Source organism: Streptomyces sp. NPDC049627, from assembly GCF_044465645.1.
Lineage (GTDB): Bacteria > Actinomycetota > Actinomycetes > Streptomycetales > Streptomycetaceae > Streptomyces.
In genome coordinates, this window is the sequence record NZ_JBITLW010000009.1 from 51,208 (window position 1) to 76,015 (window position 24,808).

17 protein-coding genes and 1 tRNA gene are annotated in these 24,808 nt (G+C 70.5%); 5 read left to right on the forward strand and 13 right to left on the reverse strand.

Going from position 1 to position 24,808, the window contains the following annotated elements:
* Nucleotides 1-33 precede the first annotated feature (33 nt).
* From ACIBU0_RS24560 to sucC, 5 genes are all read right to left on the reverse strand, one after another.
* Nucleotides 34-3,000, reverse strand: a complete 2,967-nt coding sequence (locus ACIBU0_RS24560) for an AfsR/SARP family transcriptional regulator (RefSeq protein ID WP_398821818.1) — start codon at nucleotides 2,998-3,000, stop codon at nucleotides 34-36.
* A 620-nt stretch (nucleotides 3,001-3,620) separates the two neighbouring features.
* A tRNA-Leu gene (locus ACIBU0_RS24565) sits at nucleotides 3,621-3,705 on the reverse strand.
* Between the two features lie 218 nt (nucleotides 3,706-3,923).
* A complete protein-coding gene (locus tag ACIBU0_RS24570) occupies nucleotides 3,924-5,465 on the reverse strand; it encodes an aldehyde dehydrogenase family protein (protein ID WP_398821820.1) in 1,542 nt (513 codons plus the stop codon).
* Nucleotides 5,466-5,631: 166 nt separating this feature from the next.
* A complete protein-coding gene (gene sucD / locus ACIBU0_RS24575; RefSeq protein ID WP_398821822.1) occupies nucleotides 5,632-6,516 on the reverse strand; it encodes a succinate--CoA ligase subunit alpha in 885 nt (294 codons plus the stop codon).
* 14 nt (nucleotides 6,517-6,530) lie between these two features.
* Nucleotides 6,531-7,664 (reverse strand): ADP-forming succinate--CoA ligase subunit beta, encoded by a 1,134-nt coding sequence (gene sucC / locus ACIBU0_RS24580; RefSeq protein WP_398821824.1) that lies wholly within the window; start codon nucleotides 7,662-7,664, stop codon nucleotides 6,531-6,533.
* Nucleotides 7,665-7,831: 167 nt separating this feature from the next.
* Between sucC and ACIBU0_RS24585 the strand changes: the two genes are divergently transcribed.
* From ACIBU0_RS24585 to ACIBU0_RS24605, 5 genes are all read left to right on the forward strand, one after another.
* Nucleotides 7,832-9,514: a thiamine pyrophosphate-binding protein gene (locus tag ACIBU0_RS24585; protein WP_398821826.1), complete on the forward strand. Its 1,683-nt coding sequence runs from the start codon at nucleotides 7,832-7,834 to the stop codon at nucleotides 9,512-9,514.
* 9 nt (nucleotides 9,515-9,523) lie between these two features.
* Nucleotides 9,524-10,798, forward strand: a complete 1,275-nt coding sequence (gene frc, locus ACIBU0_RS24590) for a formyl-CoA transferase (protein ID WP_398821828.1) — start codon at nucleotides 9,524-9,526, stop codon at nucleotides 10,796-10,798.
* Between the two features lie 4 nt (nucleotides 10,799-10,802).
* Nucleotides 10,803-12,947: an acetate--CoA ligase family protein gene (locus ACIBU0_RS24595; protein ID WP_398822756.1), complete on the forward strand. Its 2,145-nt coding sequence runs from the start codon at nucleotides 10,803-10,805 to the stop codon at nucleotides 12,945-12,947.
* Between the two features lie 121 nt (nucleotides 12,948-13,068).
* Nucleotides 13,069-14,457 carry an OFA family MFS transporter gene (locus tag ACIBU0_RS24600; protein WP_398821830.1) on the forward strand — a complete coding sequence of 463 codons (1,389 nt, stop codon included), beginning with the start codon at nucleotides 13,069-13,071 and terminating at the stop codon, nucleotides 14,455-14,457.
* A gap of 1 nt (nucleotide 14,458) precedes the next feature.
* Entirely contained in the window at nucleotides 14,459-15,847 is a 1,389-nt protein-coding gene (locus tag ACIBU0_RS24605; protein WP_398821832.1) for an OFA family MFS transporter, read from the forward strand.
* 62 nt (nucleotides 15,848-15,909) lie between these two features.
* Here the strand turns inward: ACIBU0_RS24605 and ACIBU0_RS24610 are convergent, their stop codons facing one another.
* The 8 genes from ACIBU0_RS24610 to ACIBU0_RS24645 form a co-directional block, all read right to left on the reverse strand.
* Nucleotides 15,910-16,968, reverse strand: a complete 1,059-nt coding sequence (locus ACIBU0_RS24610; protein WP_398821834.1) for a sugar phosphate isomerase/epimerase family protein — start codon at nucleotides 16,966-16,968, stop codon at nucleotides 15,910-15,912.
* A 115-nt stretch (nucleotides 16,969-17,083) separates the two neighbouring features.
* Nucleotides 17,084-18,556 (reverse strand): nucleotide pyrophosphatase/phosphodiesterase family protein, encoded by a 1,473-nt coding sequence (locus tag ACIBU0_RS24615; protein WP_398821836.1) that lies wholly within the window; start codon nucleotides 18,554-18,556, stop codon nucleotides 17,084-17,086.
* On the reverse strand, nucleotides 18,553-19,722 hold the full coding sequence (gene eboE, locus ACIBU0_RS24620; protein WP_398821838.1) for a metabolite traffic protein EboE: 1,170 nt from the start codon (nucleotides 19,720-19,722) through the stop codon (nucleotides 18,553-18,555). Before eboE ends, ACIBU0_RS24615 begins: the two co-directional genes overlap by 4 nt.
* 3 nt (nucleotides 19,723-19,725) lie before the next feature.
* The gene (locus ACIBU0_RS24625; RefSeq protein WP_398821840.1) at nucleotides 19,726-20,646 is read right to left on the reverse strand and encodes a TatD family hydrolase; all 921 of its coding nucleotides are present in this window, start codon (nucleotides 20,644-20,646) and stop codon (nucleotides 19,726-19,728) included.
* Complete coding sequence (locus ACIBU0_RS24630; RefSeq protein ID WP_398821842.1) at nucleotides 20,646-21,386, reverse strand: EboA domain-containing protein; 741 nt, start codon at nucleotides 21,384-21,386, stop codon at nucleotides 20,646-20,648. The genes ACIBU0_RS24625 and ACIBU0_RS24630 overlap by 1 nt, the downstream gene beginning before the upstream one ends.
* Nucleotides 21,383-22,441, reverse strand: a complete 1,059-nt coding sequence (locus ACIBU0_RS24635) for a sugar phosphate isomerase/epimerase family protein (RefSeq protein ID WP_398821844.1) — start codon at nucleotides 22,439-22,441, stop codon at nucleotides 21,383-21,385. Before ACIBU0_RS24635 ends, ACIBU0_RS24630 begins: the two co-directional genes overlap by 4 nt.
* Entirely contained in the window at nucleotides 22,438-23,604 is a 1,167-nt protein-coding gene (locus ACIBU0_RS24640; RefSeq protein WP_398821846.1) for an SCO3242 family prenyltransferase, read from the reverse strand. Before ACIBU0_RS24640 ends, ACIBU0_RS24635 begins: the two co-directional genes overlap by 4 nt.
* Nucleotides 23,601-24,773 (reverse strand): inositol-3-phosphate synthase, encoded by a 1,173-nt coding sequence (locus ACIBU0_RS24645; RefSeq protein ID WP_398821847.1) that lies wholly within the window; start codon nucleotides 24,771-24,773, stop codon nucleotides 23,601-23,603. The genes ACIBU0_RS24640 and ACIBU0_RS24645 overlap by 4 nt, the downstream gene beginning before the upstream one ends.
* Between the last annotated feature and the right edge of the window lie 35 nt (nucleotides 24,774-24,808).

Below are 24,808 nucleotides of genomic sequence, written 5' to 3' on the forward strand. Positions count from 1 at the left end.
TCGAACGGCTTACCGTCGACTTTTTCCCTTCCGCTAGATCTCCTCCGGCAGTTCGGCGAGCGCGGCCCGGGTCCGCTGTATCCACGCCTCCACGCCAATTCGTTGAAAATTGGCCAATGCCCCTAGATAATTGCGCCGGGCCTCCTGCAAATCACCGCATTGCCGACCGGCCGTGCCGAGCGCGAGTTTGATGCGTCCCTCGACGAGCGCACTGCCCACCAGAGCCGCCGCCTCCAGCGCCTGGCGCAGCGTGGCCCGCGCCTGTTCCCATCGTCCGGCGCCCATCCGGGCCTCACCGAGCGCCAGCAGCCCATGGGCCAGCCCCAGCATGTCCATCTGATCCCGCACGATGCGGATCACCCGGAGCAGGGCCTCCTCGGCGAGGTCGTACTCCTGGCGGGCCAGATGCACCCGGGCCAGCCGGTGGGTGCCCAGCGCCAGGCTGCGGGCGCCGCCCTCGCCGATCGCAGCGGAGACCCGTACCGACTCCACGCTCAGCCGCTGTGCCTCGTCGACGTCGTCCCGGTCCAGGCAGATCTGCGCCATGTTGTTCAGCACGTGGGCCTCCGAAGAGCGGTCGCCGACCGCCCGGAAGACCTCGAGCGCCTCGGTGCTGTAGCGCATCGCGGTGTCCAGTTCGCCGCGCATCTCGTCGATCATCGCCATGTTCCGCAGCACCAGGGCCCCGCCGTGTTGCTCCCCGGCCCGTTCGTGCAGCTCAAGTGCCCGCGTGAACAGGCCGTACGCCGTCGTGAAGTCCCGCTGGCGCATCTCCAGTGCGCCGAGAACGTGCAGCATCGCGGCCTCGCCGCGCGCATTGCCCGCGGCGCGGGCCGCGGTCAGGGAGCGCTCCGCGCACTCGCGCCAGTCGTCGAGGTAATTGCGGGTCTCGAAGAGCACCAGGACGCAGAGGGTGAGGTCCCAGGCGAACTCGTCCATGCCGTCGGCGGCAGCCCGGGCCACGACCGCGCTCAGTGAGAGCCGCTCGGCCTCCAGCCAGTCCAGCGGCCGGGCCAGCAGGGTGTCGGTCAGCTCCGGCGGAAGCCGGATCGGGAGGACCGTGCCGTGGATGATGCTGAAGTCACCGCCGAAGGAACGCCGGTGGGCCTCGGCCGCCAGGAACAGGTAGGTGCGGAACACCCTGTCCAGCACGGCGCGCCGGTCCTCGGCGCTCTCCTCCTCCGCGCGCTCCCTGGCGAACAGCCGCAGCAGGTTCTGGAACCGGTAGCGGGTGTGCCCTGACCGGTCCTGGCCGATCACATCGAGGAACTGCGCGTCGACCAGCTCCTCGATGAGCCGTTCCCCGGTGTAGAGGTCGGTGTCGAGCAGGGCGGCGGCCACCCAGGAGGAGAAGTCCGGCACGTCCAGCAGCCCGAGTCTTCGGTAGAGCCGGGCGGTCTGCGCGGACAGGCCCCGGTAGGTCAGCGCGAAGCTGGCCCGTACCTGCGACTCGCCCTGGCTCAGTTCGTCCAGCCGTAGCCGCTCGTCGCTGAGCCGGCGCACCAGGTGCTCGACGGTCCAGTGCGGTTTCGAGGCGAGCCGGGCCCCGGCGATGCGCAGTGCCAGCGGCAGCAGGTCGCACAGCTCGGCGAGGGTGGCGGCGGCGACCGGTTCGGCGGCGAGGCGCTCCTCGCCGACGATGCCGCCCAGCAGTTCGATCGCCTCGTACGTGGACAGCGGCCCGAGCCGAACCCAGGCGCGCGGCGGCCAGGCCACCAGCTCCGGTATCTGCTCACGTCCCGTGATCAGCACGCAGCAGCCGCCGCCGCTCGGCAGCAGCGGGCGCACCTGTGCGTAACTGCGCACGTTGTCCAGCACGACGAGCACCCGGCGGTCGGCGAGCAGGCTCCGGTAGAGGGCGGCCCGCTCCTCCGGCTCGGCGGGTATCTGGCCCACCGGCACGGACAGGGACCGCAGGAAGCGGCTGAGGACCTCGTCGGCGCTGGTCGGCTCCAACTGTTCGTCATAGCCGTGCAGGTCGGCGAAGAGCTGGCCGTCGGGGAAGAGGTCCGCGACGCTGTGCGCCCAGTGGATCGCAAGTCCCGTCTTGCCGACCCCGGCGACGCCGGTGATCAGGCCGGTGGCCGGGCCGCGGGTGGCGCCGCCCGTGTCGAGCAGTTCGCCCAGCAGGGCCAGTTCCTCCTTGCGGCCGGCCAGTCTCGGCACGTCCGGCGGAAGCTCCAGCGGGTCGCCGACCGGGTTCGGCCGGGGCACCGGCTCGCCGTCCGGGTCGGGCGCCGACAGCGACCGTTCGTCCTGGAGGATCGCGTCGCGCAGCTCGGTCAGGGCGGGGCCCGGCTCGATGCCGAGCTCCTCCATCAGTGCCCGTCGCCCTTCCTGGAAGGTCTCCAGCGCCTCGGCCCGCCGGCCGGAACGGTATTGCGCGGTGATCAGCTGGTGTCGGGCGCGCTCGCGCAGCGGATGGCGCCTGACCATCGCCGCCAGATCGGGCAGCACCCGTTGGTGATCGCCCAGTTGCAGCCGCACCGCGGTGGCGTCCTCGAAGACGTTGAGGCGCAGCTCCTCCAGCCGCTGGGCCTCGTCCTCCACGCGCAGGCCGATGACGCCGGCCAGCGGGCGTCCGCGCCACAGCCGCAGCGCCTCCGCGTAGGCGCGGGACGCCTCCGGCAGCCGCTCCTCGCGCACCGCCGTCTCGGCCAGGGTGACCAGCTCGGTGAACTCGGCCGTGTCCAGCGTGTGACGGCCCAGCCGCAGGAGGTACCCGGGGTGGGCCGTGACGATGATCTCCTCGGGAAAGCCTGCGTTCTTGAACGCCTTGCGCAACGCCGCGATGCAGATGGATACCTGGGTGCGCGCGGTGGCGGGCGGGTGCTCGTTCCACACCGAGTCGATCAGCGCGTCGACCGGGACGACACGGCCCGGAGTGAGCAGCAGGAGGGTGAGAATCGTGCGGTGCCGTGGTCCCCCCAACGGCACCTGGACATCACCGACGCGTACTTCCGGTGGTCCCAGGATTCGGAATTCCAGCCGCTTCTCCATGCTCCCCTTGATCCCCGTGCATCGCGGACAGGTGGGAGCAGTGTCCCTGTTGCCACCAGAATTCGACGGCTTGCCCCCAGGCACACGATACGACGGAGGATGAAGCTACTGTCCAGTAGAAAGGCGCTAACCGGCAGTAACAAAACGGAGTTCAGGCAAAAAGGGTCTCTCCCGAACGTTCCGAGAATGAAGATGAGTACTGCTCAGTTTCTCGACAGCGACGGGAACAGGCCACCTGCCGTGGCGGCCAGGAGCCCGATCCCGCACAAATGGGAGAGGTCGATAATCGGGGCGCACCAAGGTGCCGGCCGGGCCGCCACACCCGTCGATGCCGTCGCTGTGCACCGTCAACGCCGCTGCCGCCACCCGAAGGAATACGCACAGGCCAACCGGGATCTTCGCCCCCCCCGCATCAAGGAGTCACTCACCGCCATGGAACACGCACGGTCCGCACCTGATCCGCGGCGCGGTGCCGCCCAGCCTCCCATCGAGCCGTGCGACTGCCCGGACCGAGGGCAAGGCGGAGCTCTACCGCCGACTGGGACTCCGGCTGATGTATGACCACGAAACGCAGAAGGCGCCGACCCGAGTCGGGCCAGCACCTTCTGTCGCAAATGTTGTGTCCGAGGGGGGACTTGAACCCCCACGCCCGATAAAGGGCACTAGCACCTCAAGCTAGCGCGTCTGCCATTCCGCCACCCGGACCAGGTGTCTGCCGCCTTGCCGGAGGTGTTCCCCGCGGCGACATGGACAACAATACCAAGGTTTCGGAGTGCCCTTCACCTGCATATCCGTCCGTCGGACCGCCCTCGCCAGCCGGGAGGCGAGGCGGTCCGGCAGCCCTTCACCTGCTGTGATCCGGCAGTCACGTATGGGTGAGATCACCCGGTGGCGCCCCACGGGTGGGCGTCACCGGGAGCCCGTCACGGCATGAGGTGGTAGTCCGGGAAGTTCCCGGGCAGCCGCTCCCCCGCCGCCCCCTGGGTCACCGCGCGCACCAGCAGCTCGCCTCCGACGAACGCCCCGCGCCACGACGCGCCGAAGCCGCCGAACAGCTCGTCGCGGTCGCCGCGGGAGCGCGGCTTGCCGTGGCCCACCTTGAACGCCCGGATCTGCGGGGCCAGGCGGTCGTACGTCGACCGGTCGTCCGTGGACAGGGTGGCGACCAGCGCGCCGTTGGACGCGTTCATCGCTGCCAGCAGCTCGGCCTCCGTGTCGACCAGGACGATCGTGTCGACCGGGCCGAACGGCTCCGCGTGGTGGAGGGGTGAGGACGGGGGCGGGTTCAGCAGCGTGACCGGCTGGACGTACGCCGAGGTGTCCTGGCCGGGCAGGAAGCGGGCGTGGGACGGCTTGCCCCGGTGCAGCGGGACGGCGCCGCGGTCGATCGCCTCGGCGACCTGGTCCTGCAGTTCCTTGGCCTTGGCCGCGTTGATCACCGGTCCGAAGTCCAGCTGCGGGTAGGGGTCGTCCCGCTCCTCGACCGCCAAGGGGTGTCCGACCTTCAGCGTGCGCACCGCCGGCAGGTACGCCGCGAGGAACTCGTCGAACAGCTCACGCTGGACGACGAAGCGCGGGTACGCCGTGCAGCGCTGCTTGCCGTAGTCGAAGAGCTTGGGGATGACCGCCGTGAGCGCGTCCCAGTCGGTGTGGTTCCAGATGCCCCAGGTGTTGAGTCCTTCCTGTTCGAGTACATGCCGTTTGCCGAGGTCGGCGACGGCCGTGGCCACCGCGGCGCCGGTGTCGCGGCCGCCGACGAAGGAGACGCAGCCGATCTCGGGCGCCCGCACCAGCGCCTGGGACAGCTCGCCTCCGCTGCCGCTGACGAGGGTGACGGGGATCCCCTCGCGGGCGGCGAGCGCGCAGGCCAGGGTCAGACAGGCGACACCGCCGTCGGTCGGGGTCTTGGCGATGACCGCGTTGCCTGCCAGTGCCTGTACCAACACTGCGTGAACGAGCACGCTCATCGGGTAGTTCCAGCTCGCGATGTTGGATACCGGCCCGTCCAACGGGGTCCGGTCGGCGAGCATCGGTTCGATGCCGTCGACGTACCAGCGCACGCCGTCGATGGCGCGGTCGACGTCGGCCTGGGCGAGCCGCCAGGGCTTGCCGATCTCCCAGACGAGGAGGAGGGCGAGCAGCTCCCGGTGCTGGGTCAGCGCGTCGAGCGTGGCCGCGACGCGGGCCCGGCGCTCGTCCAGGGAGACGTGGCGCCATGCCCGGTGCTGGTCGAGTGAGGCGCGTACGGCCTGCTGGGCGGTGGCCCGGTCCAGGCGTGGCGGCCCGGCGATCGGGCTGCCGTCGACAGGGCTGGTGGCGGGCAGGGCCCGCCCGTCGGCCTGCCAGGTGGAGTCCCAGAGGTTGAGGACGCGGTCGTCCCGGAACGCCTCCGGGGCGACCGCGAGGCAGCGCTGCCAGGCATCGGACCAGGAAGTGCCGGATTTGAGGGTGAGGGTGGTTGCCATCGGATCTCCGCTCTCGGTGCACAGTCGAGAGGAAAAGGGGCCCGTAGGACCCTTCCTTGGAAGGGTGGTGGTGGGAGACGGGTGGGCGGCTTCTTGCATGGCTACGGCGGACGCTAGCGAGGTGCGGCAACTCCTGAAAGCGACCTCGCTCTGACTATGAGTGAGGTCACGCCCCGGCTCCCAGGCGGTCCAGCACCAGACGCGCGGTCTCGGTGGGCGTGCCACCGACCCGTACACCCACTGCCTCCAGCGCCTCCTTCTTCGCCGCCGCCGTACCGGACGCGCCGGACACGATCGCGCCCGCGTGGCCCATCGTCTTGCCCTCGGGTGCGGTGAATCCGGCGATGTAGCCGACGACCGGCTTGCTGACGTGGTCGCGGATGTACGCGGCCGCGCGCTCCTCGGCGTCGCCGCCGATCTCTCCGATCAGGACGATCAGTTCGGTGTCGGGGTCGTCCTGGAAGGCGGCCAGGCAGTCGATGTGGGTCGTGCCGACGACCGGGTCACCGCCGATGCCGACGCAGGTCGAGAATCCGACGTCGCGCAGCTCGTACATGAGTTGGTAGGTGAGCGTGCCGGACTTGGAGACCAGACCGATGCGGCCGGGCTTGGCGATGTCGGCCGGGATGATGCCGGCGTTGGACTGGCCGGGGGTGATCAGGCCGGGGCAGTTGGGGCCGATGATGCGGGTGCCGCGCGCCTTGGCGTATGCGGTGAAGGCGACGGAGTCGTGGACCGGGATGCCCTCGGTGATCACGACGGCGAGTCCGATGCCGGCGTCGGCAGCCTCGATGACGGCCGCCTTCGTGAAGGCGGGCGGGACGAACACGACGGTCACATCGGCGCCGGTCGACTGTATGCCCTCGGCGACCGAGCCGAAGACGGGGACGCCGCGGTCGTCGAAGTCGACGGTGCGGCCCGCCTTGCGGGGGTTGACGCCGCCGACGACGTTCGTGCCGGCGGCGAGCATCCGCCGGGTGTGCTTCATGCCCTCGCCGCCGGTCATGCCCTGGACGAGGACCTTGCTCTCCTTGGTGAGATGGATGGCCATGTCGTCGTGTCTCCTCAGGCTGTGGCGGCGGCGAGTCGGGCGGCCCGGAGTGCGGCGCCGTCCATGGTGGTGGCCTGCTGGACCAGAGGGTGTGCGCGGTCGTCGAGGATGGCGCGGCCGCGGGCGGCGTTGTTGCCGTCGAGGCGCACGACGAGCGGCTTGGTCAACTGGACGGAGTCCAGGGCCCGCACGATGCCGTCGGCGACCGCGTCGCAGGCGGTGATCCCGCCGAAGACATTGACGAAGACCGACTTCACGGCGGGGTCGGAGAGGATGACGGACAGGCCGTCGGCCATGATCTGGGCCGATGCGCCGCCGCCGATGTCGAGGAAGTTGGCGGGGCGGGCGCCGCACCCCGCGACGACGTCGAGGGTGGACATGACGAGGCCGGCTCCGTTGCCGATGATGCCGACCTCGCCGTCGAGCTTGACGTAGTTGAGGCCCTTGGCGGCGGCCGCCGCTTCCAGTGCGTCGTCGTGTTCGACGTCGTCGGCACCCCAACGCGCCTGCCGGAAGCGGGCGTTGTCGTCGAGGGTCACCTTGCCGTCGAGGGCGAGGATCTGCCCCTGCCCGGTGCGCACCAGCGGATTGACCTCGACGAGGAGGGCGTCCTCACGGACCAGTACCTCCCAGAGCCGTACGAGGACGTCGACGGTCTGCGGCGGTAGTCCGCCCGCCTCGGCGATCTCGCCCGCCTTCGCTGAGGTGACGCCCTCGGCGGGGTCGACGTGGACGCGCGCCACGGCCTCGGGGCGACTGGCGGCGACCTCCTCGATCTCCATGCCGCCCTCCGCGGAAGCGATCGCGAGGAAGCGGCCGGCCGCGCGGTCGAGGACATAGGAGACGTAGAACTCGGTCTCGATGTCCACGGGTTGGGCCAGCATCACCTTGCCGACCGTGTGGCCCTTGATGTCCATGCCGAGGATCTGGCGTGCGGTGAGCTCCGCGGCTGCCGGGTCGGCGGCGAGCTTCACCCCGCCCGCCTTGCCGCGGCCGCCGGTCTTCACCTGCGCCTTGACGACTACACGGCCGCCGAGCCGGCGTGCGATCTCGCGGGCTTCCTTGGGTGAGTCCGTCACCTCGGCCCGCGGCACCAAGATGCCGTGCTCCTCGAAGAGTTCCCTTGCCTGGTGTTCGTACAGGTCCATTCCGGCTCCTGTCTTAAAAGTGCCGCACGCCCCCTGGACACCACCCACCGGATGCGGGATAACAAGCTTCATACAGTATTCGTCGACTGTATGCAATGTACTGCGGACGGTCGGCGGCATACCGCTGAGTGCGTTCCCAACCCCCTACGAAGGGACAGGACTTCGCCATGCCCGACGACACCCAGGACGTGATTTCCGGTGGTCATCTCGTAGCCAAGGCGCTGAAGGCCGAGGGGGTCGACCGCATCTACACGTTGTGCGGCGGCCACATCATCGACATCTACGACGGCTGCGTCGACGAGGGCATCGAGGTCGTCGACGTCCGCCACGAGCAGGTCGCCGCGCACGCCGCCGACGGTTACGCCCGCATCACCGGCAAGCCCGGCTGCGCGGTCGTCACCGCCGGCCCCGGCACCACCGACGCCGTCACCGGGGTCGCCAACGCCTTCCGCGCCGAGTCCCCGATGTTGCTCATCGGCGGTCAGGGCGCCCTCACCCAGCACAAGATGGGGTCCCTGCAGGACCTGCCACACGTCGACATGATGACGCCGATCACCAAGTTCGCGGCGGCCGTGCCGGACACGGCGCGCGCGGCGGACATGGTGTCGATGGCGTTCCGCGAGTGCTACCACGGCGCACCCGGGCCCTCCTTCCTGGAGATCCCGCGCGACGTCCTCGACGCCAAGGTGCCGGTGGCCAAGGCCCGCGTGCCGAAGACCGGCGCCTACCGTGCCTCCACCCGCTCGGCCGGCGACCCCGAGGCGATCGAGAAGCTCGCCGACCTGCTGGTCCACGCCGAGAAGCCGGCCATCCTGCTCGGCAGCCAGGTGTGGACGACACGCGGCACCGAGGCGGCCATCGAACTCGTCCGCACCCTGAACGTCCCCGCCTACATGAACGGCGCGGGACGCGGCACCCTCCCACCCGGCGACCCGCACCACTTCCAGCTCTCCCGGCGGTACGCCTTCTCCAACGCCGACGTCATCGTCATCGTCGGCACGCCCTTCGACTTCCGCATGGGCTACGGCAAGCGGCTGTCGCCGGACGCGACCGTCGTGCAGATCGACCTCGACTACCGCACCGTCGGCAAGAACCGCGACATCGACCTCGGCATCGTCGGGGACGCCGGGCTGGTGCTGAAGTCGGTGACCGAGGCCGCCTCGGGCCCCGTCAACGGCGGTGCGTCCAAGCGCAAGGAGTGGCTCGACGAGCTGCGCGCCGCCGAGCAGACCGCCATCGAGAAGCGGCTGCCGAGCCTTAGGTCGGACGCCTCACCGATCCACCCGTACCGGCTGGTCAGCGAGATCAACGACTTCCTCACCGAGGACTCGATCTACATCGGCGACGGCGGCGACATCGTCACCTTCTCCGGGCAGGTCGTGCAGCCCAAGTCGCCCGGGCACTGGATGGACCCGGGTCCCCTCGGCACGCTCGGCGTCGGCGTCCCCTTCGTGCTCGCGGCCAAGCAGGCGCGGCCCGACAAGGAGGTCGTCGCGCTCTTCGGCGACGGCGCGTTCTCCCTCACCGGCTGGGACTTCGAGACTCTCGTCCGCTACAACCTCCCCTTCGTCGGCATCGTCGGCAACAACTCCTCCATGAACCAGATCCGCTACGGCCAGGCCCAGAAGTACGGCCTGGCGCGCGAGCGGGTCGGCAACACGCTCGGCGACGTCCACTACGACAAGTTCGCGCAGATGCTGGGCGGTTACGGCGAGGAGGTCCGCGACCCCGCCGACATCGGCCCCGCGCTCAGGCGCGCCCGCGAGTCCGGGAAGCCGTCGCTGATCAACGTCTGGGTCGACCCCGACGCGTACGCCCCCGGAACCATGAACCAGACCATGTACAAGTGAGGTGACCTGGTGACCACCGAGACCATCTCGACCTCGCAGCCCGCCGACCCGCGGCCGGCCAAGGCTCTCGAAGGCATCCGCGTCCTGGACATGACCCACGTCCAGTCCGGGCCCTCCGCGACCCAGCTGCTCGCCTGGCTCGGCGCGGACGTCGTCAAGCTGGAGGCGCCGACCGGTGACATCACGCGGGCGCAGCTGCGTGACCTCCCGGACGTCGACTCCCTCTACTTCACGATGCTCAACTGCAACAAGCGGAGCATCACCCTCAACACCAAGACCGAGCGCGGCAAGGAGATCCTCACCGAGCTGATCCGGCGCTCCGACGTCATGGTCGAGAACTTCGGACCGGGCGCGGTCGACCGCATGGGCTTCACCTGGGACCGCATCCAGGAGATCAATCCGCGTATCGTCTATGCCTCCATCAAGGGGTTCGGCGAGGGCCCGTACACCAATTTCAAGGCGTACGAGGTCGTCGCTCAGGCCATGGGCGGGTCGATGTCGACCACCGGCTTCGAGGACGGGCCGCCGCTGGCGACGGGGGCCCAGATCGGGGACTCGGGTACGGGTGTGCACGCCGTGGCGGGGATTCTCGCGGCGCTGTTCCAGCGCGAGAACACCGGGCGTGGGCAGCGGGTCAACGTGGCCATGCAGCACGCTGTACTCAACCTGTGCCGGGTGAAGCTGAGGGACCAGCAACGCCTGGCACACGGGCCGCTCGCTGAATATCCCAACGACGACTTCGGCACCGAAGTTCCCCGCTCGGGAAACGCGTCCGGCGGCGGTCAGCCCGGCTGGGCGGTCAAGTGCGCGCCGGGCGGCCCGAACGACTACGTGTACGTCATCGTGCAGCCCGTCGGCTGGCAGCCGATCAGCAGGCTCATCGGCCGGCCGGAGCTGGCGGACGATCCCGAGTGGGCGACTCCCGGAGCCCGGCTGCCCAAGCTCAACAAGATGTTCCAGCTGATCGAGGAGTGGTCCTCGACCCTGCCCAAGTGGGAGGTGCTGGAGAAGCTCAACGCGCACAACATCCCGTGCGGACCGATTCTGTCCACCAAGGAGATCATCGAGGACTCGTCGCTGGTCGCCAACGAGATGGTCGTCACCGTGCCGCACCCCCAGCGGGGCGAGTTCGTGACCGTGGGCAGCCCGCTGAAGCTGTCCGACTCCCCCGTCGAGGTGACCAGTTCACCGCTGCTCGGCGAGCACAACGAAGAGGTCTACATCGGTGAGCTCGGCCTCGGCGACGAGGAGCTGCGCCTGCTCAAGTCGAACGGAGTGATCTGACGTGATGGCCGAAGACCGGGTGCTGAGGGTGCGGTCGCTCCTCGACACCGTGCGGGCCGAGGGACGTACCGCACTGACCGCGCCCGAGGGCAAGGTGATCGCCGACGCGTACGGGATCGCCGTGCCGGGCGAGGAGCTGGCGACGGACGTCGACGAGGCGGTGGCGTACGCGGCACGCTTCGGCGGGCCCGTCGTGATGAAGATCGTCTCGCCGGACATCCTGCACAAGACCGATGCCGGAGGGGTGATCGTCGGCGTCGAGGGCGCGGCGGACGTACGGGCCGCGTTCCACACCATCATCGACAACGCGCGCGCGTACAACGCGGATGCCCGTATCGAGGGCGTCCAGGTCCAGGAGCTGCTGCCGCAGGGACAGGAAGTCATCGTCGGAGCGGTCACCGACCCCACGTTCGGGAAGGTCGTCGCCTTCGGACTCGGCGGGGTGCTCGTCGAGGTCCTCAAGGACGTCACCTTCCGGCTCGCCCCCGTGGACGCCGACGAGGCGCTGTCCATGCTGGACTCGATCCGGGCGGCGGAGATCCTGCGCGGGGTGCGCGGGCAGGCGGCCGTGGACCGGTGGGCGGTCGCCGAGCAGATCCGCCGGGTGTCCCAACTGGTCGCGGACTTCCCGGAGATCGCCGAGGTGGACCTCAATCCGGTGATCGCGACGGCGGAGGGGGCTGTCGCGGCCGACATCCGGGTGATCCTCTCCGAGGCACCTGTGAAGCCGCGCCGCCGCTACACGCGTGACGAGATCCTCACCTCCATGCGCCGGTTGATGCAGCCGTCGTCGGTCGCCGTCATCGGGGCCTCCAACGAGCCGGGCAAAATCGGCAACTCGGTGATGCGCAACCTCATCGACGGCGGTTTCGCCGGGGACATCCATCCGGTGAACCCCAAGGCCGATGACATTCAGGGCCGCAAGGCGTACAAGAGTGTCACGGACGTTCCCGGTGAGGTGGATGTGGCGGTCTTCGCTATCCCCGCCAAATTCGTGGCCTCGGCCCTGGAGGAGGTGGGACGCAAGAAGATCCCGAACGCCGTGCTGATTCCCTCCGGGTTCGCGGAGACCGGTGAGCACGAACTCCAGGAGGAGATCGTGGCAATCGCCGAGCGGCACGGCATCCGGCTGCTCGGGCCCAACATCTACGGCTACTACTCGACGTGGCAGGACCTGTGCGCCACGTTCTGCACACCGTACGACGTCAAGGGCGGGGTGGCGCTGACCTCGCAGTCCGGCGGCATCGGGATGGCCATCCTGGGCTTCGCGCGGACCACGAAGACGGGTGTGTCGGCGATCGTCGGCCTCGGCAACAAGTCGGACCTGGACGAGGACGATCTGCTGACCTGGTTCGGCGAGGACCCGAACACCGAGTGCATCGCGATGCACCTGGAGGACCTCAAGGACGGGCGCGCCTTCGTCGAGGCCGCGCGGGCGACCGTACCGAAGAAGCCTGTGGTAGTGCTGAAGGCGGGCCGCACCGCGGCGGGCGCCAAGGCCGCCGGTTCGCACACGGGTGCGCTCGCCGGCGACGACGCCGTGTACGACGACATCCTCAAGCAGGCCGGAGTCATCCGGGCGCCCGGGCTGAACGAAATGCTGGAGTACGCGCGCGCGTTGCCGGTGCTTCCCGCTCCCCAGGGCGACAACGTCGTGATCATCACCGGGGCCGGCGGCAGCGGCGTACTGCTCTCGGACGCGGTGACCGACAACGGTCTGTCCCTGATGGAGATCCCACCGGACCTCGACGAGGCCTTCCGGAAGTTCATCCCGCCCTTCGGGGCGGCCGGCAACCCGGTGGACATCACAGGTGGCGAGCCGCCGTCGACGTACGAGGCGACGATCCGGCTCGGCCTGGAGGATCCGCGCATCCACGCGCTGGTCCTGGGCTACTGGCACACGATCGTCACTCCCCCGATGGTCTTCGCGGAGCTCACCGCGCGCGTGGTGGCCGAGTTCCGGGAGCGCGGCATCGAGAAGCCCGTTGTCGCGTCGCTCGCGGGTGACGTCGAGGTCGAGGAGGCCTGCCAGTACCTCTACGAGCGGGGGGTCGTGGCGTACCCGTACACGACCGAGAAGCCGGTGGCCGTGCTGGGCGCCAAATACCGGTGGGCGCGGGCGGCAGGTGTGTTGGGGGGCGGTTCATGAGGTGAGGCAGCGGGGGGCCGGCCGACGGTGCGCGTCGGCCGGCCCCGGGACCCGCGCGCGCACGAAAGGCATTGGACAGGGGGCGCTGGCCAGAACTTTCGACGCAAGGGGTGCAACCAACGTGACAACCACCGACGTTCCACGGGCCGCCGGCTATCGCGAGGTGACCGACAAGAACGGACGCGTCTATCGCATCGGCGAGTCCGACATCGACATCATGGGGCGCAAGCGCAAGTGGATGGTGATCCTGCCCTGGATAGGCATGATGGGCATCTCCTCCGCCGAGTACGCGTTCGCGTCCGCCGAGGACACGTTGCACACGGCGCACCATTGGAACAGCATGCACATCTTCTGGATGATGACCGTGTGGGTCTTCTTCCAGGCCGCGGTGGCCTTCCCCGCGGGCAAACTGCGTGAGAGCGGAAAGCTGCCGGCCCGCTGGGCGATGATGCTCGGCGCGACGGGCACATTGCTGGGCTATCTGTCGCTGGCCTTCGCGCCGCACGTCGTCTTCGCCTACATCGGCTTCAGCATGTTCAGCGGCATGGGCGCGGGCATGGTGTACGCCACCTGCGTCAACATGGTGGGCAAGTGGTATCCGGAGCGCAAGGGCGGCAAGACCGGCTTCGTCAACGGTGGTTTCGCCTACGGCTCGGTGCCCTTCGTCTTCCTCTTCAACGGCTACATGGACCTGACCAACTTCCGCTGGGTGCTGGTCTCGGTGGGCGTGTTCCTGGCCGGGCTCGTGGCGTTCTCCGGCTACTTCTTCAAGGACCCGCCGAAGAACTGGTGGCCCGCCGCGGTCGACCCGCTCAACCCGCCGAACGACCCGCGCGCGGCCCGCTCGCTGCGGATGAACCCGCCGGCGGTCCGTCAGTACTCCCCCTCGGAGGCGTGGAAGACCGGCCGGGTGGCACTGATGTGGTTCTGTCTGGCGTGCACGTCCGGCGTGAACATCTTCGGCATCGCCTTCCAGGTGGACATCGGCGAGGAAGCCGGGTTCGCGGGCGGGATCGTGGCGACGGCCATGTCCCTGAAGGCGGTCGTCAACGGCACCGGCCGCGGCGTCATCGGCTGGCTCTCGGACCTCTACGGCCGCAAGCGGTGTCTGCTCGCCGTCTGCGTCATCCTGGGCCTCGCGCAGTACGGCATCCTCTGGTCGGCCGAGAGCAAGAACCTCACGCTGTTCCTGATCTTCTCCGCGATCTCCGGCTTCGGGGGCGGCGCCATCTTCCCGATGTTCGCGGCGCTCACCGCCGACTACTTCGGCGAGAACAACAACGCGTCCAACTACGGCATGGTCTACAGCGCCAAGCTCGTCTCCGGTCTGGGTGCCGGCATGGGTGCCGTGGTCGTCAGCGCCTGGGGACACTCCGGTGCCTTCATCCTGGCCGGTTCCATCTCGCTGTTCGCCGGCTGCGTGGCACTGTTCCTCAGCCCGCCGGGACGCGACAAGGAAGGGCGCCGCATCGTTGCCAACCCCCAACCGCTCGGCGAGGACATGGCCTGACATGACGGCAGATCCGTACGCAGCCAGCAGCCCGTCCGCACCCTCCGACGCCGCACACCGTCCCTACCGCGAAGTGACCGACGCGCGAGGCCGCGTCTACCGCATCGGCGAGACCGACCGCGACATCCTCGGCCACTCCCGCAAGCTCATGGTGTATCTGCCGTGGATCGCCATGATGGCCATCAGCGTCTTCGAATACGCGTACGGCTCAGCTGAGGACACCCTGTCCCACGCGCACGGCTGGACGCAGAGCAACACCTTCTGGATCCTCAGCGTCTGGGTCTTCTTCCAGGCCGGCATCGCCTTCCCGGCGGGCTGGCTGCGGGAGAAGGGCATCCTGACCGCCCGAAGGGCCATGTACGCCGGCTCGGGAATGTGCCTCTTGGGTTTCCTCGCCCTGTCGCACCTGAGCAACGTCTGGCTGGCGATCGTGGGCTTCGGCGTCGTCGGCGGCCTCGGCGCCGGCCTGGTCTACGCGACCTGCATCAACATGGTCGGCAAGTGGTTCCCCGAGCGGCGCGGTGCCCGGACGGGGTTCGTCAACGGCGGGTTCGCGTACGGGTCGCTGCCGTTCATCTTCATCTTCAACTACGGGTTCGACACCGCCAACTACCACCGGGTGCTGGACCTGATCGGCTGCTACATCGTGATCGTCGTCTTCGGATGCGCGTTCTACTTCAAGGACCCGCCGAAGAACTGGTGGCCCGCGGACATCGATCCGCTGACGTACGCGGGCGACCGCAAGAACGCGACGAGCCTGGTCAGGAACCCTCCCGCCGTGAAGCAGTTCACGCCCCGCGAGGCCATCAGGACGGGCATGCTGCCGCTGATGTGGCTGTCCGTGGTGCTGACGGCCGGGGTGTCGATCTTCGGCATCTCCTTCCAGGTCGACTACGCCAAGGAAGTGGGCTTCGGTCCGCTGGTGGCGGCGTCCTCGATGGGTGTGATGGCGGTCATCAACGGCATCGGCCGCGGTGTCGTGGGCTGGCTGTCCGACCGGTGGGGCCGCAAGTCGACGCTGGTGTTCGTGATCGTCGTCCTGGGGCTCGCCCAGTTCGGCGTGATCTGGGCGGGCGATGTCAGGAGCGAATGGCTGTTCCTGTTCTTCGCCTTCCTCTCCGGTTTCGGCGGCGGCGCGTTCTACCCGCTGTTCGCCGCGCTCACCCCGGACTACTTCGGCGAGAACTACAACGCCACCAACTACGGACTGGTCTACAGCGGAAAGCTGATCAGCGGCCTGTTCGGCGGCGGCCTGGGCTCCATGGTGGTCGCGGCCTGGGGCTACGACGGCGCGTACGCGCTGGCCGGCGGCGTGTCGATGGTGGCCGCGGCGATCGCGTTGCTGCTGCGGCAGCCGGGGCGGAGGGCGGCGGCGCAGCCCGCGGGCTGACGCTCGCGAACATGAGGAGGCCCTCCCCGCTGCGGGGAGGGCCTCCTCATGTCGTCAGGCCGTCAGCACTTCTCCCGCAGCGAGTGCAGGTGCTCGCTCGAGCGGCGCGCGAAGGTGAAGGACTCCGTCGGGTTGTCGTGTTCCGCCTGCCAGTGGTGCGCCAATCGCTGCCCGCGCAGCCTTGTCACGGCGGAGATGAACCGCTGGTAGTCGATGTCGCCGTCCCCGACGTCGACCATGCGGTAGCCGTAGGTGTTGGCCGGGTCGCTGACGCCGTCCTTGACATGGAAGAGCGGGTAGCGGTGCGGCTGCTTCAGTACGTAGTCCAGCGGCTCGAAGGGGGCGGGGGTGCCGTCGGGCCGCTTCGAGAAGCGGAACTGGCCCGAGTACGCCCAGAAGATGTCCATCTCCAGGTAGACGAGGTCGGGGTCGGTCTCGGCGAGCAGCACGTCGTAGAGGCGGACCCTGGGGTTGTCGGTGGCGAAGGAGAACTCCTCGGAGTGGTTGTGCTGGTAGAACTTCATGCCGCGCGCCTTCGCGGCCGCCCCGTAGGTGTTGAACTCCTCGGCGGCCCGCTTCCAGGCGTCGACGGTGGAGCCGTAGCGGAACGGCCCGGAGGCGGTTCCTATGTGCTTGAGGCCGAGGGCCTCGGCGTCGTCGAGGACCTTGGTGAGGTTCTGGGCGAAGGTGTAGGCATTGGGGTCGTCGGAGTAGTAGCCGACGTGGCTGCCGATCGGGTTCAGACCGTGGTTGCGGGCCAGCCGCTTGAGCTGGGCGAGGGTGATCGGACCGGCCGAACCCTGTGTGTATCCGGCGAACTCGACTTCGTCGTAGCCGTACTTCTCCAGTTCGGCGAAGACGGGGGCGAAGCCGAGCGTGGAGACCTTGTCGCGCAGGCTGTAGAGCTGGATGCCGAGCCGGCCGGGCGGCAGGACGGGACGGCCGCGGCCGGCGGCACCGGAGGCCGTGCCGGTGGTGGACGCGGTGCCGGGGGCGGCCGCCGCGGGGGACGCGGCGGTGCCCAGCAGCGCGGCGGCGGTGGCGCCCGCGGCCACGCCGAGCATGCCTCGTCTGGTGAGGCGGTGGGTGAGTTCGGGGTCGGGCTGGGAAAAGCGGCTCATGCCTGGAACTCCTCGAGGTCGGAGGCCGTTGTCAGTGGTGAGTGCTTCACTTGTGACCAGTCGGAAGAGACGGGTCGGTGGGGCCGGCGAGCCGGTGCTTGCCGGTCGTGGCCGGTCAGGTGAGACCGGCGAGTTGGAGCAGTAGTGACTTCACGTCGGTGGCCGCGACGCGGTCGCCGACAGCGCGGGGGGTGGAGCAGATGAGGAGCGGACCTTCGTCGTCGCTCGTGGGAAGGCGGCCGTGGCTGCCGCGAATAGGTGACGGATCCAGGGGCACGACCGCCATGCGGTAACGCATGCCGAGTTTCTTGCGGGCGAGCGCGGTCGCCGCCTTGACCTTGACGTAGGGGTCGAGGGGATCCATGAAGAGTTCGACCGGGTCGTAGCCGGGTTTGCGGTGGATCTCGACCAGGCGTGCGAAGTCGGGTGCGCGGGCGTCGTCGAGCCAGTAGTAGTACGTGAACCAGGCGTCCGGCTCCGCGACGGCGACGAGCTCGCCCGAGCGCGGATGGTCGAGGTGTTGGGCCTTCTTGCCCTCGTCGTCGAGGAGTTGCTCGATGCCGGGCAGCCCGTCGAGGGCGGCCCGGGTCGCATCGAGATCTTCCGGTCGGCGTACGTAGACGTGGGCGATCTGGTGGTCGGCGACAGCGAAGGCACGTGACGCCATCGGGTCGAGGTACTCCATGCCGTCCTGGGTGTGCACCTCGAGCAGGCCTGCCCGCCGCAGGGCGCGGTTGATGTCGACGGGCCGGTTGACGCGGGTGATGCCGTATTCGGAGAGCGCGACGACGGTACGGCCCTCGGCCCGGGCGTCGCCCAGCAGCGGGGCCAGGGCGGCGTCCAGGTCGGCGGCCGCCTTCCGGGAGCGTGGGTCGTCGGGGCCGAAGCGCTGCAGGTCGTAGTCGAGGTGAGGGAGGTAGCAGAGGGTCAGGTCGGGGTGCCGGGTGCGGATGATGTGGCGGGTCGCGTCGATGATCCAGCGGCTGGAGACGAGGTCCGCACCGGGCCCCCAGAAGTGGAAGAGCGGGAAGGTACCGAGTTTCCCGGTGAGTTCGTCGTGCAGGGCGGGCGGCCGGGTGTAGCAGTCGGGTTCCTTCCGGCCGTCGGAGTAGTAGATCGGACGGGGGGTGACGGTGATGTCGGTGTCGGCGCCCATGGCGTACCACCAGCAGACATTGGCGACGGTGTAGCCGGGGTGGGCGCGGCGGGCGGCGTCCCAGAGTTTGTCGCCGGCGACCAGGCCGTTGTGCTGGCGCCACAGCAGTACGTCGCCGAGGTCGCGGAAGTACCAGCCGTTGCCGACGATGCCGTGCTCCGACGGGTGGGTGCCGGTGAGGAAGGTGGACTGGGCGGCGCAGGTGACGGCGGGCAGGACGGTGCCGAGCGGTGCGTGGGAGCCGGACCGGGCGAGTGTTCTGAGGTGGGGCATGTGGTCGAGAAGACGGGGGGTGAGGCCGACGACGTCGAGGACGAGGAGAGGGGTGGGACTGCGCGTGACGGCGGTATCCGCGGTGGCGGCGTCCGCGGAGGCCTCCGGTCGGGGCGCCGGGCGGCCGGCCCCGCCTGCCGGGTCCGGTAGTTCGGTCATGGCAGCTCCTTCAGGCCGAGTTCCGTCAACAGGTCGCGGGCGAGGGTGAGTTCGGCGGCGATTCCGTCGGCCAGCTGGCTGCGGGCGCGGGGGCGCAGTTCGGCCGGGAGGGCCTGCCAGGTGTACGTCTCGACCTCGAGGTGGTGGGTGAGCGGGTGCGGGCCGCCGACGAGGCGGGTCAGTGCGGCCTTGAGCACAGGAAGTGTGGAGGTGAGGGGCGCGGCGGGCGCCGCATGGAGCGGGACATGGAAGTGGGCGCGCCACGGAGAGGCGTCGGGCAGGGTGTCGCCCTTGAGGGCCTCCCCCAGGTCGTCGGTGCCGCGCAGGCCGGCGGCGATGGAGGTGCGGGTCTGGTGCAGGAAGCGGGGTTCGTCGAAGGCGGCGAGGGCCTCGCGGACCTCGGGAAGGTGGGGGTGTTCGGCGTGCAGGGCGGCTGAGAGCTGGGACTTGGCAAGGGGGACGCCGGCTGCGGTGAGCGCGTCCAGGGCGGTGTGCGGATCTTCGAAGGAGGTGGCGAGGTGACAGGTGTCGACACAGATGCCGATGCGGTCGTGGCCGATCGCGGTGAGCGGGGCGATGGCGTCGGCGGTGGTCTCGACGGTGCAGCCGGGTTCGGGTTCGAGGCCGATGCGGATGTCTCGGCCGGTCAGCTCCTGCAGGGCGTCGAGGCGTTCGGCGAGGGTGAGCAGGGCGGTGCGGGCGGTCTCGGCGCGGCCGTCGTCGTAGGCGGTGCGCCAGGCGAGGGGCAGGGTGGAGATGCTGCCTCGGGCGACGTCGTCGGGGAGGAGGCCGGCGAGGACGCGGGCCAGGGCGGTGGTGTGGTCGAGGCGTTCGGGGTCGGCCCAGTCCGGCCTGTAGACGCGGTACTTGACCTCTTCGGCACCGAAGCCCTCATACGGGAAGCCGTTGAGGGTGACGACCTCCAGACCGCGCCGGTCGAGTTCGGTGCGCAGGCCGCGCAGGGCGGACGGATCGGAGACGAGGGCGTGGGCGGCATCCCTGGCGAGCCACAGGCCGATGCCGAGGCGGTCACGGCCGAGGCGCCGGCGGACGGGTTCGCAGTGGTCACGGAGTTGGGCGAGGACACCGTCGAGGGTCTCTGCCGGGTGGACATTGGTGCAGTAGGCGAGATGCACGGTGGAGCCGTCCGGGTGGCGGAAGCGCATGGCTCACGCCCCCGGAGCCGGGGCGGTGGTCGCCTCGTCCGACTCTCTCGGTGGGCCGGCCGGTCCCTCGTCGTCCTTCGGGGCGCCGCGCAGGATGGAGTTGCCCTCGTGGGTCGCCTCGGGGGCCGCGACGTCGAGGGTGAGACGGCCGCTGAGCCCGTAGAAGGCGACGGGGTTGCGCCACAGCACGCGGTCGACGTCGTCCTCGTCGAAGCCTTCGGCCAGCATCAGGTCGGCCACCTTGCGCGTCTTGAGGGGATCGCTTCTGCCCCAGTCGGCGGCGGAGTTCACCAGCACCTGGTCGGGCCCGTACTCGCGGAGGATCGCGACCATCCGCTCCTCGTCCATCTTGGTGTCGGGATAGACGGAGAAGCCGAGCCAGCAGCCGCTGTCCTTGGCCTCCTTGACCGTCGTCTCGTTGAGGTGGTCGACCAGGACGCGCTGCGGCGGCAGTGCGGACTCCCGGACGACGTCGAGGGTGCGGCGCAGGCCCGCCAGCTTGTCGCGGTGCGGGGTGTGGACGAGCGCGGGCAGTTCGTGGTCGGCGGCGAGCTGGAGCTGGGCGGCGAGGGCGGTGTCCTCGGCGGGGGTCATCGAGTCGTAGCCGATCTCCCCGACGGCGACGACCTGGTCCTTGACCAGATACCGGGGCAGTTGGTCGAGGACGGGGACACAGCGCGGGTCGTTCGCCTCCTTGGGATTGAGGGCGAGCGTGCAGTGGTGGGCGATGCCGTACTGGGCGGCACGGAAGGGTTCCCAGCCGAGGAGGGAGTCGAAGTAGTCGAGGAAGGAGGCGGGAGAGGTGCGGGGCTGGCCTAGCCAGAAGGAGGGCTCGACGACGGCGCGGACGCCGACGGCGTGCATGGCCTCGTAGTCGTCGGTGGTGCGCGACGTCATGTGGATGTGGGGGTCGAAGAGGCGCATCAGGACTCCTTGCCGTCGGTGCCGCGGATGCCGCACTCGGCGGCGGGCGCGGGTGGGGTGGCCGTGGGGTCGGTCAGGGTCAGGACGCGGTGCAGGTCTTCGGGCACAGGGCGGCCCGCGGCGGTGCGTTCGGCGGCGTAGTCGCCGAGCATGCGGGCGAGTTCGGCGTCGCGGTGGGCGCGGCGGTCCAGGTCGGCCACCGTGCCGACGGGGACACCGGTGAACAGGCACTTCAGCACGGCGTGCCGCCACTGGTGGGGGTCGAGGTGCCGGGCGGCGTAGGGGCCGACGGCGGCGGCGAGGAGCCGGGTGTCGTTGGTGCGCAGGGCGTCCTCGACGAGAGGAAGGGCTTCCGGGCCGGCCACGAGGTGGGGCAGGGCCTGCAGGACGGCGCGGCGTTCGGCGGCGGTGCCCTGGGAGTAGACCCGGGTGAGGGCGTCCGCGTCGGCGCGGGCCGCGTGCAGGATGAGGACGCGGGCGGCGTCGGCATGCTCGGGGCCACAGCGGCGCCCGGCCTCGGCGATGCGCAGCTCCCAGACGGAGATGGGTCCGTGGGTGCCGGGGTGGTCGGCGGCCTCGTCGAGAGCCTGGTGGAGCCAGGCGCGGGCCGTGCCGCCGAGGTGGGCGGTGAGGTGGCCGCGCAGCTCGGTGGGCGGGGTGTGGGCAAGGGTCGTACCCCCGGTTTCCGTCCGCCCGGTGTCCGCGCCCGGGGTGGCCGGGCTGGTGCGGGGCTGTGTCATGAGGTGCTCCCTTCAGGGGTGGCGGAGGGATCGCCATGAGGTGGGACGAGGACGGGTGAGCGGGTCGCCGTCGCTGCTGCGGCCGCGGCGCGGCGGAGGAACGGGAGGGAGAGTTCGGCGAAGTGAGGGCCCGCGTGGGAGTGGCGGGGCAGTTCGACGACGGTCAGGCCCTGGTAGCCGGTGGCGGAGAGGGCGGCGAGGACGGGTGGGAAGTCGATCTCGCCGTCGCCGAAAGGGAGGTGTTCATGGATGCCGCGGCGCATGTCCTCGATCTGGACGTGGCGCAGCCAGGGAGCGGCGGCGCGTACGCAGTCGGCCGGAGGAAGGGGTTCGAGGCACTGACAGTGCCCGATGTCGAGGGTCAGGCCGAGGGCGTGCGGGTCGCCGAGTGCGTGGCGGAGCCGGTGGAAGTCGGCGAGGGTGGCGAGGAGGTGGCCGGGTTCGGGTTCGACGGCGAGGGGGACACCGGCCGTGGTGGCAGCCTCCAGGACCGGAGTGAGGGCGTCGCCCAAGCGGTGCCAGGCGATGTCCGGGTCCGTTCCCGGCGGTGTGGTTCCGCTGAAGCAGTGGACGGCGTGGGCGCCGAGGTCTGCGGCGACCCGGACGGCGCGGATGAGCAGGTCGACGCGGCGGGCGCGGTCGTCGGGGTCGGGGTCCAGGAGGGAGGGGCCGTGCTTGCGCCGCGGGTCGAGCACATAGCGGGCGCCCGTCTCCACGGTGACGTCCAGACCGAGCGCGTCCAGCCGCTGTGCGAGGCGGCGGGTGCGGACGGCGAGGTCCGGGGCGAGCGGGTCGAGGTGCATGTGGTCGAGCGTCAGACCCACACCGTCGTAGCCGAGGTCGGCGAGCAGGGCCAGGGCGTCGTCGAGGCGGAGGTCGGCGAGGCCGTTCGTGCCGTAGCCGAAGCGGAGGGGGGCGACAGCCGGCGCTTGGGAGGTGGCGGTGGCGTGCTCGGCACTGGTGGCGTGCGCGCCGCCGCCGGCCCCCGGACCCGCCCCCGACGCCGGCCCCGGAACCTCGGTGGACCGGCTCGGGACGGTCGTCGCGCGCCTCATGTGACGCTCACCTTCCGTCCGAACCGCCGGCCGAGCGGGGCGAGTCCCGCGACGAACAGGGCGGTGAGACCCGCCCCGGACCGGGCGGTGAGCGCGGCTTGGAGGGGGATCGTGGCGCGGATGCCGCCGGCGACCGCGCGTTGGGTGAGGGGAGGTGACGGATTGAGGGCGGCATGGAAGTAGGGGCGGGCAGCGGTCGCGGCGTAGGCAGCAGCGAGGGCTGAGCGCACGGTGCTTGCGGTCGGGCGCACCCAGGCGGGCCTCTTCGACCAGCTCCGAGCAACTGCGGTCGCAGGGGCGGGAGTCGGGCGCGCGCTTGGGCTTTGCGGCACGTCGCGGCCGACGGCAGGCGCGGCGTGGGCGGCCGCGAAAGCCGACGGGACGGAGACTACGGACGGGCGCACCCAGGCGGGCCTCTTCAGCCCACGCCCGGCGGAAGCTGACGCCAGCAGGCGGCCGAGCACGACCGTGGTGGCCAAGGCCGCCAGGGGTGGCAGGGGTGAACCGCCCCGGGTCTCCTGGCGGGACACCGTGGTGACCGCGAGGGTGTGGGTGCCGAGCAGGGCGGCGGACGGGAGCGCCTCGCGGGTGTGGCCGGTGGTGGCCGCGGCACCGAGGAGGAGATCCAGGGCGCGGGCCGTGGCCATGGCTGCGGGGCCGGCCGGGGTGTGCTTCAGGGCGAGGTCATAGGCCCAGACGGTGGCCGCGAGAGGCGCGGCCACCGTGAGGGCGGGGCGGCCGGCGCGGGCCGCGAGGGCCAGGCCCGCGCAGGTCAGGGCGCAGGCCGCGGTGAGGGCGGCGGCGGGGCGGACGCGGCCGGACGGGAGAGGGCGATGGGGGCGCTCCGTGGCGTCCTCCTCGAGGTCCGCCCAGTCGTTGAGGGCCATGCCGGCCTCGTACAGGCAGAGGGAGGAACCGATGGCGAGCAGGGTGCGGGAGTTGGGGTGTGCGGCGGTCGCGGCGGCGCCGGCCAGGGCGTCACCGGGGACGGTGAACAGGGCGGGGAGGCGGAGGAGTTCGGCCCAGGCGCGTGCGGCATCACGGTTCTGTGCCCGGGCGGCGAGTGCAACATCGCGCTGCGATGCCCGGGCGCGTGCAGGATCCCGCGGCACCGAGGTCGTGGCGATCGTCGGCGATGGGTCTTGCTTCCGGTGCCGGTTCACTGCCGCTCCTCGTCGGCATCGGCGCACCGCGCGGTTTCTTCCGGGCGTGCGGCTGCCAGGCGTTCGGCGAATTCCGTCAGTGCCGCGTACTGCTCCCCCAGCGCTGCCGGCCCGTGCCCCACCGGGTCCTTGAAGTAGAAGCCCAGTTCGCCGAGCGGTCCGGACAGGCCTGCTTCATGGGCGCGTGCCGTCAGGCGCGCGAGGTCGAGGATCAGCGGTGCCGCGAGGGACGAGTCGCAGCCCTGCCAGATGGTCTGGAGGATCATGCGGGTGCCGAGGAAGCCGTCGAAGGCGATGTGGTCCCAGGCGGTCTTCCAGTCGCCGAGCGCGGGGACGTCGTCGATGTGGACCTCGCCTTCGGGCACCTCGCCGAGCACGTCCGCCAGCGCCCTCTCCTTGCCGGCGTTCTTCGCCGCCGCGGCGGCCGGATCGGCCAGGGAGGCGCCGTCGCCGCCGCCGAGCAGATTCGTGCCGGACCAGGCGCGGACCGTCAGCGCTCGTTGGGTGAACATCGGGCCCAGGACCGAGCGGAGCAGTGTCTGTCCCGTCTTGCCGTCGCGGCCCGCGTAGGGCAGGCCGCTTGCTGTCGCGAGGGCCGTCAGTGCGGGGTGGTGCAGCCCGGCCGAGGGGGTGAAGTTCACGTACGGGCAGCCCGCGTGCAGGGCGGCCGCCGCGTAGAGGGAGCTCGGGGGCAGCGCATCGCCGGTGGGGGCCGGCTCCGTGGAAGCCACGTTCACCACCACCGCCCGGGCGAGCCCGTGCCGGCGTACGAAGTCCCGTATGTCTGCCGCGAAGGCCGCGATCAGTTCCGTCTCGCTCCGTGTGTCCCCGGCGAGCGGGCCGCCGGGCCTGATCTCCTGGTCGGCGGCGGTCAGTTCGGCGTGTACGGCGGCGGGAAGTCCCGGGGGCAGCACGCCACCCGCGGCCAGCGCCTCCGCGCGTTTGGGCAGCGGACAGTCCACTGTGTCGTGGCCGCCGAAGACGAGGGAGGACAAGGCGGGCAGGCCGGATGCGGCGAGGACCGGCGTCTCGGTGACCATGCCCGTCGGCGGGTGCAGGCCGGCGGTCACGGCGGCGCATCCGGCGACGGCCGTCGTGGCGACGGAGCCGCGCGCTCCGATCAGCCATACGCCGACACGCGGTACGGACGGGGAAACGGACGCGGACATGGCAGCCTCCTTGTCGAGCGCGTCGTATGCGGACC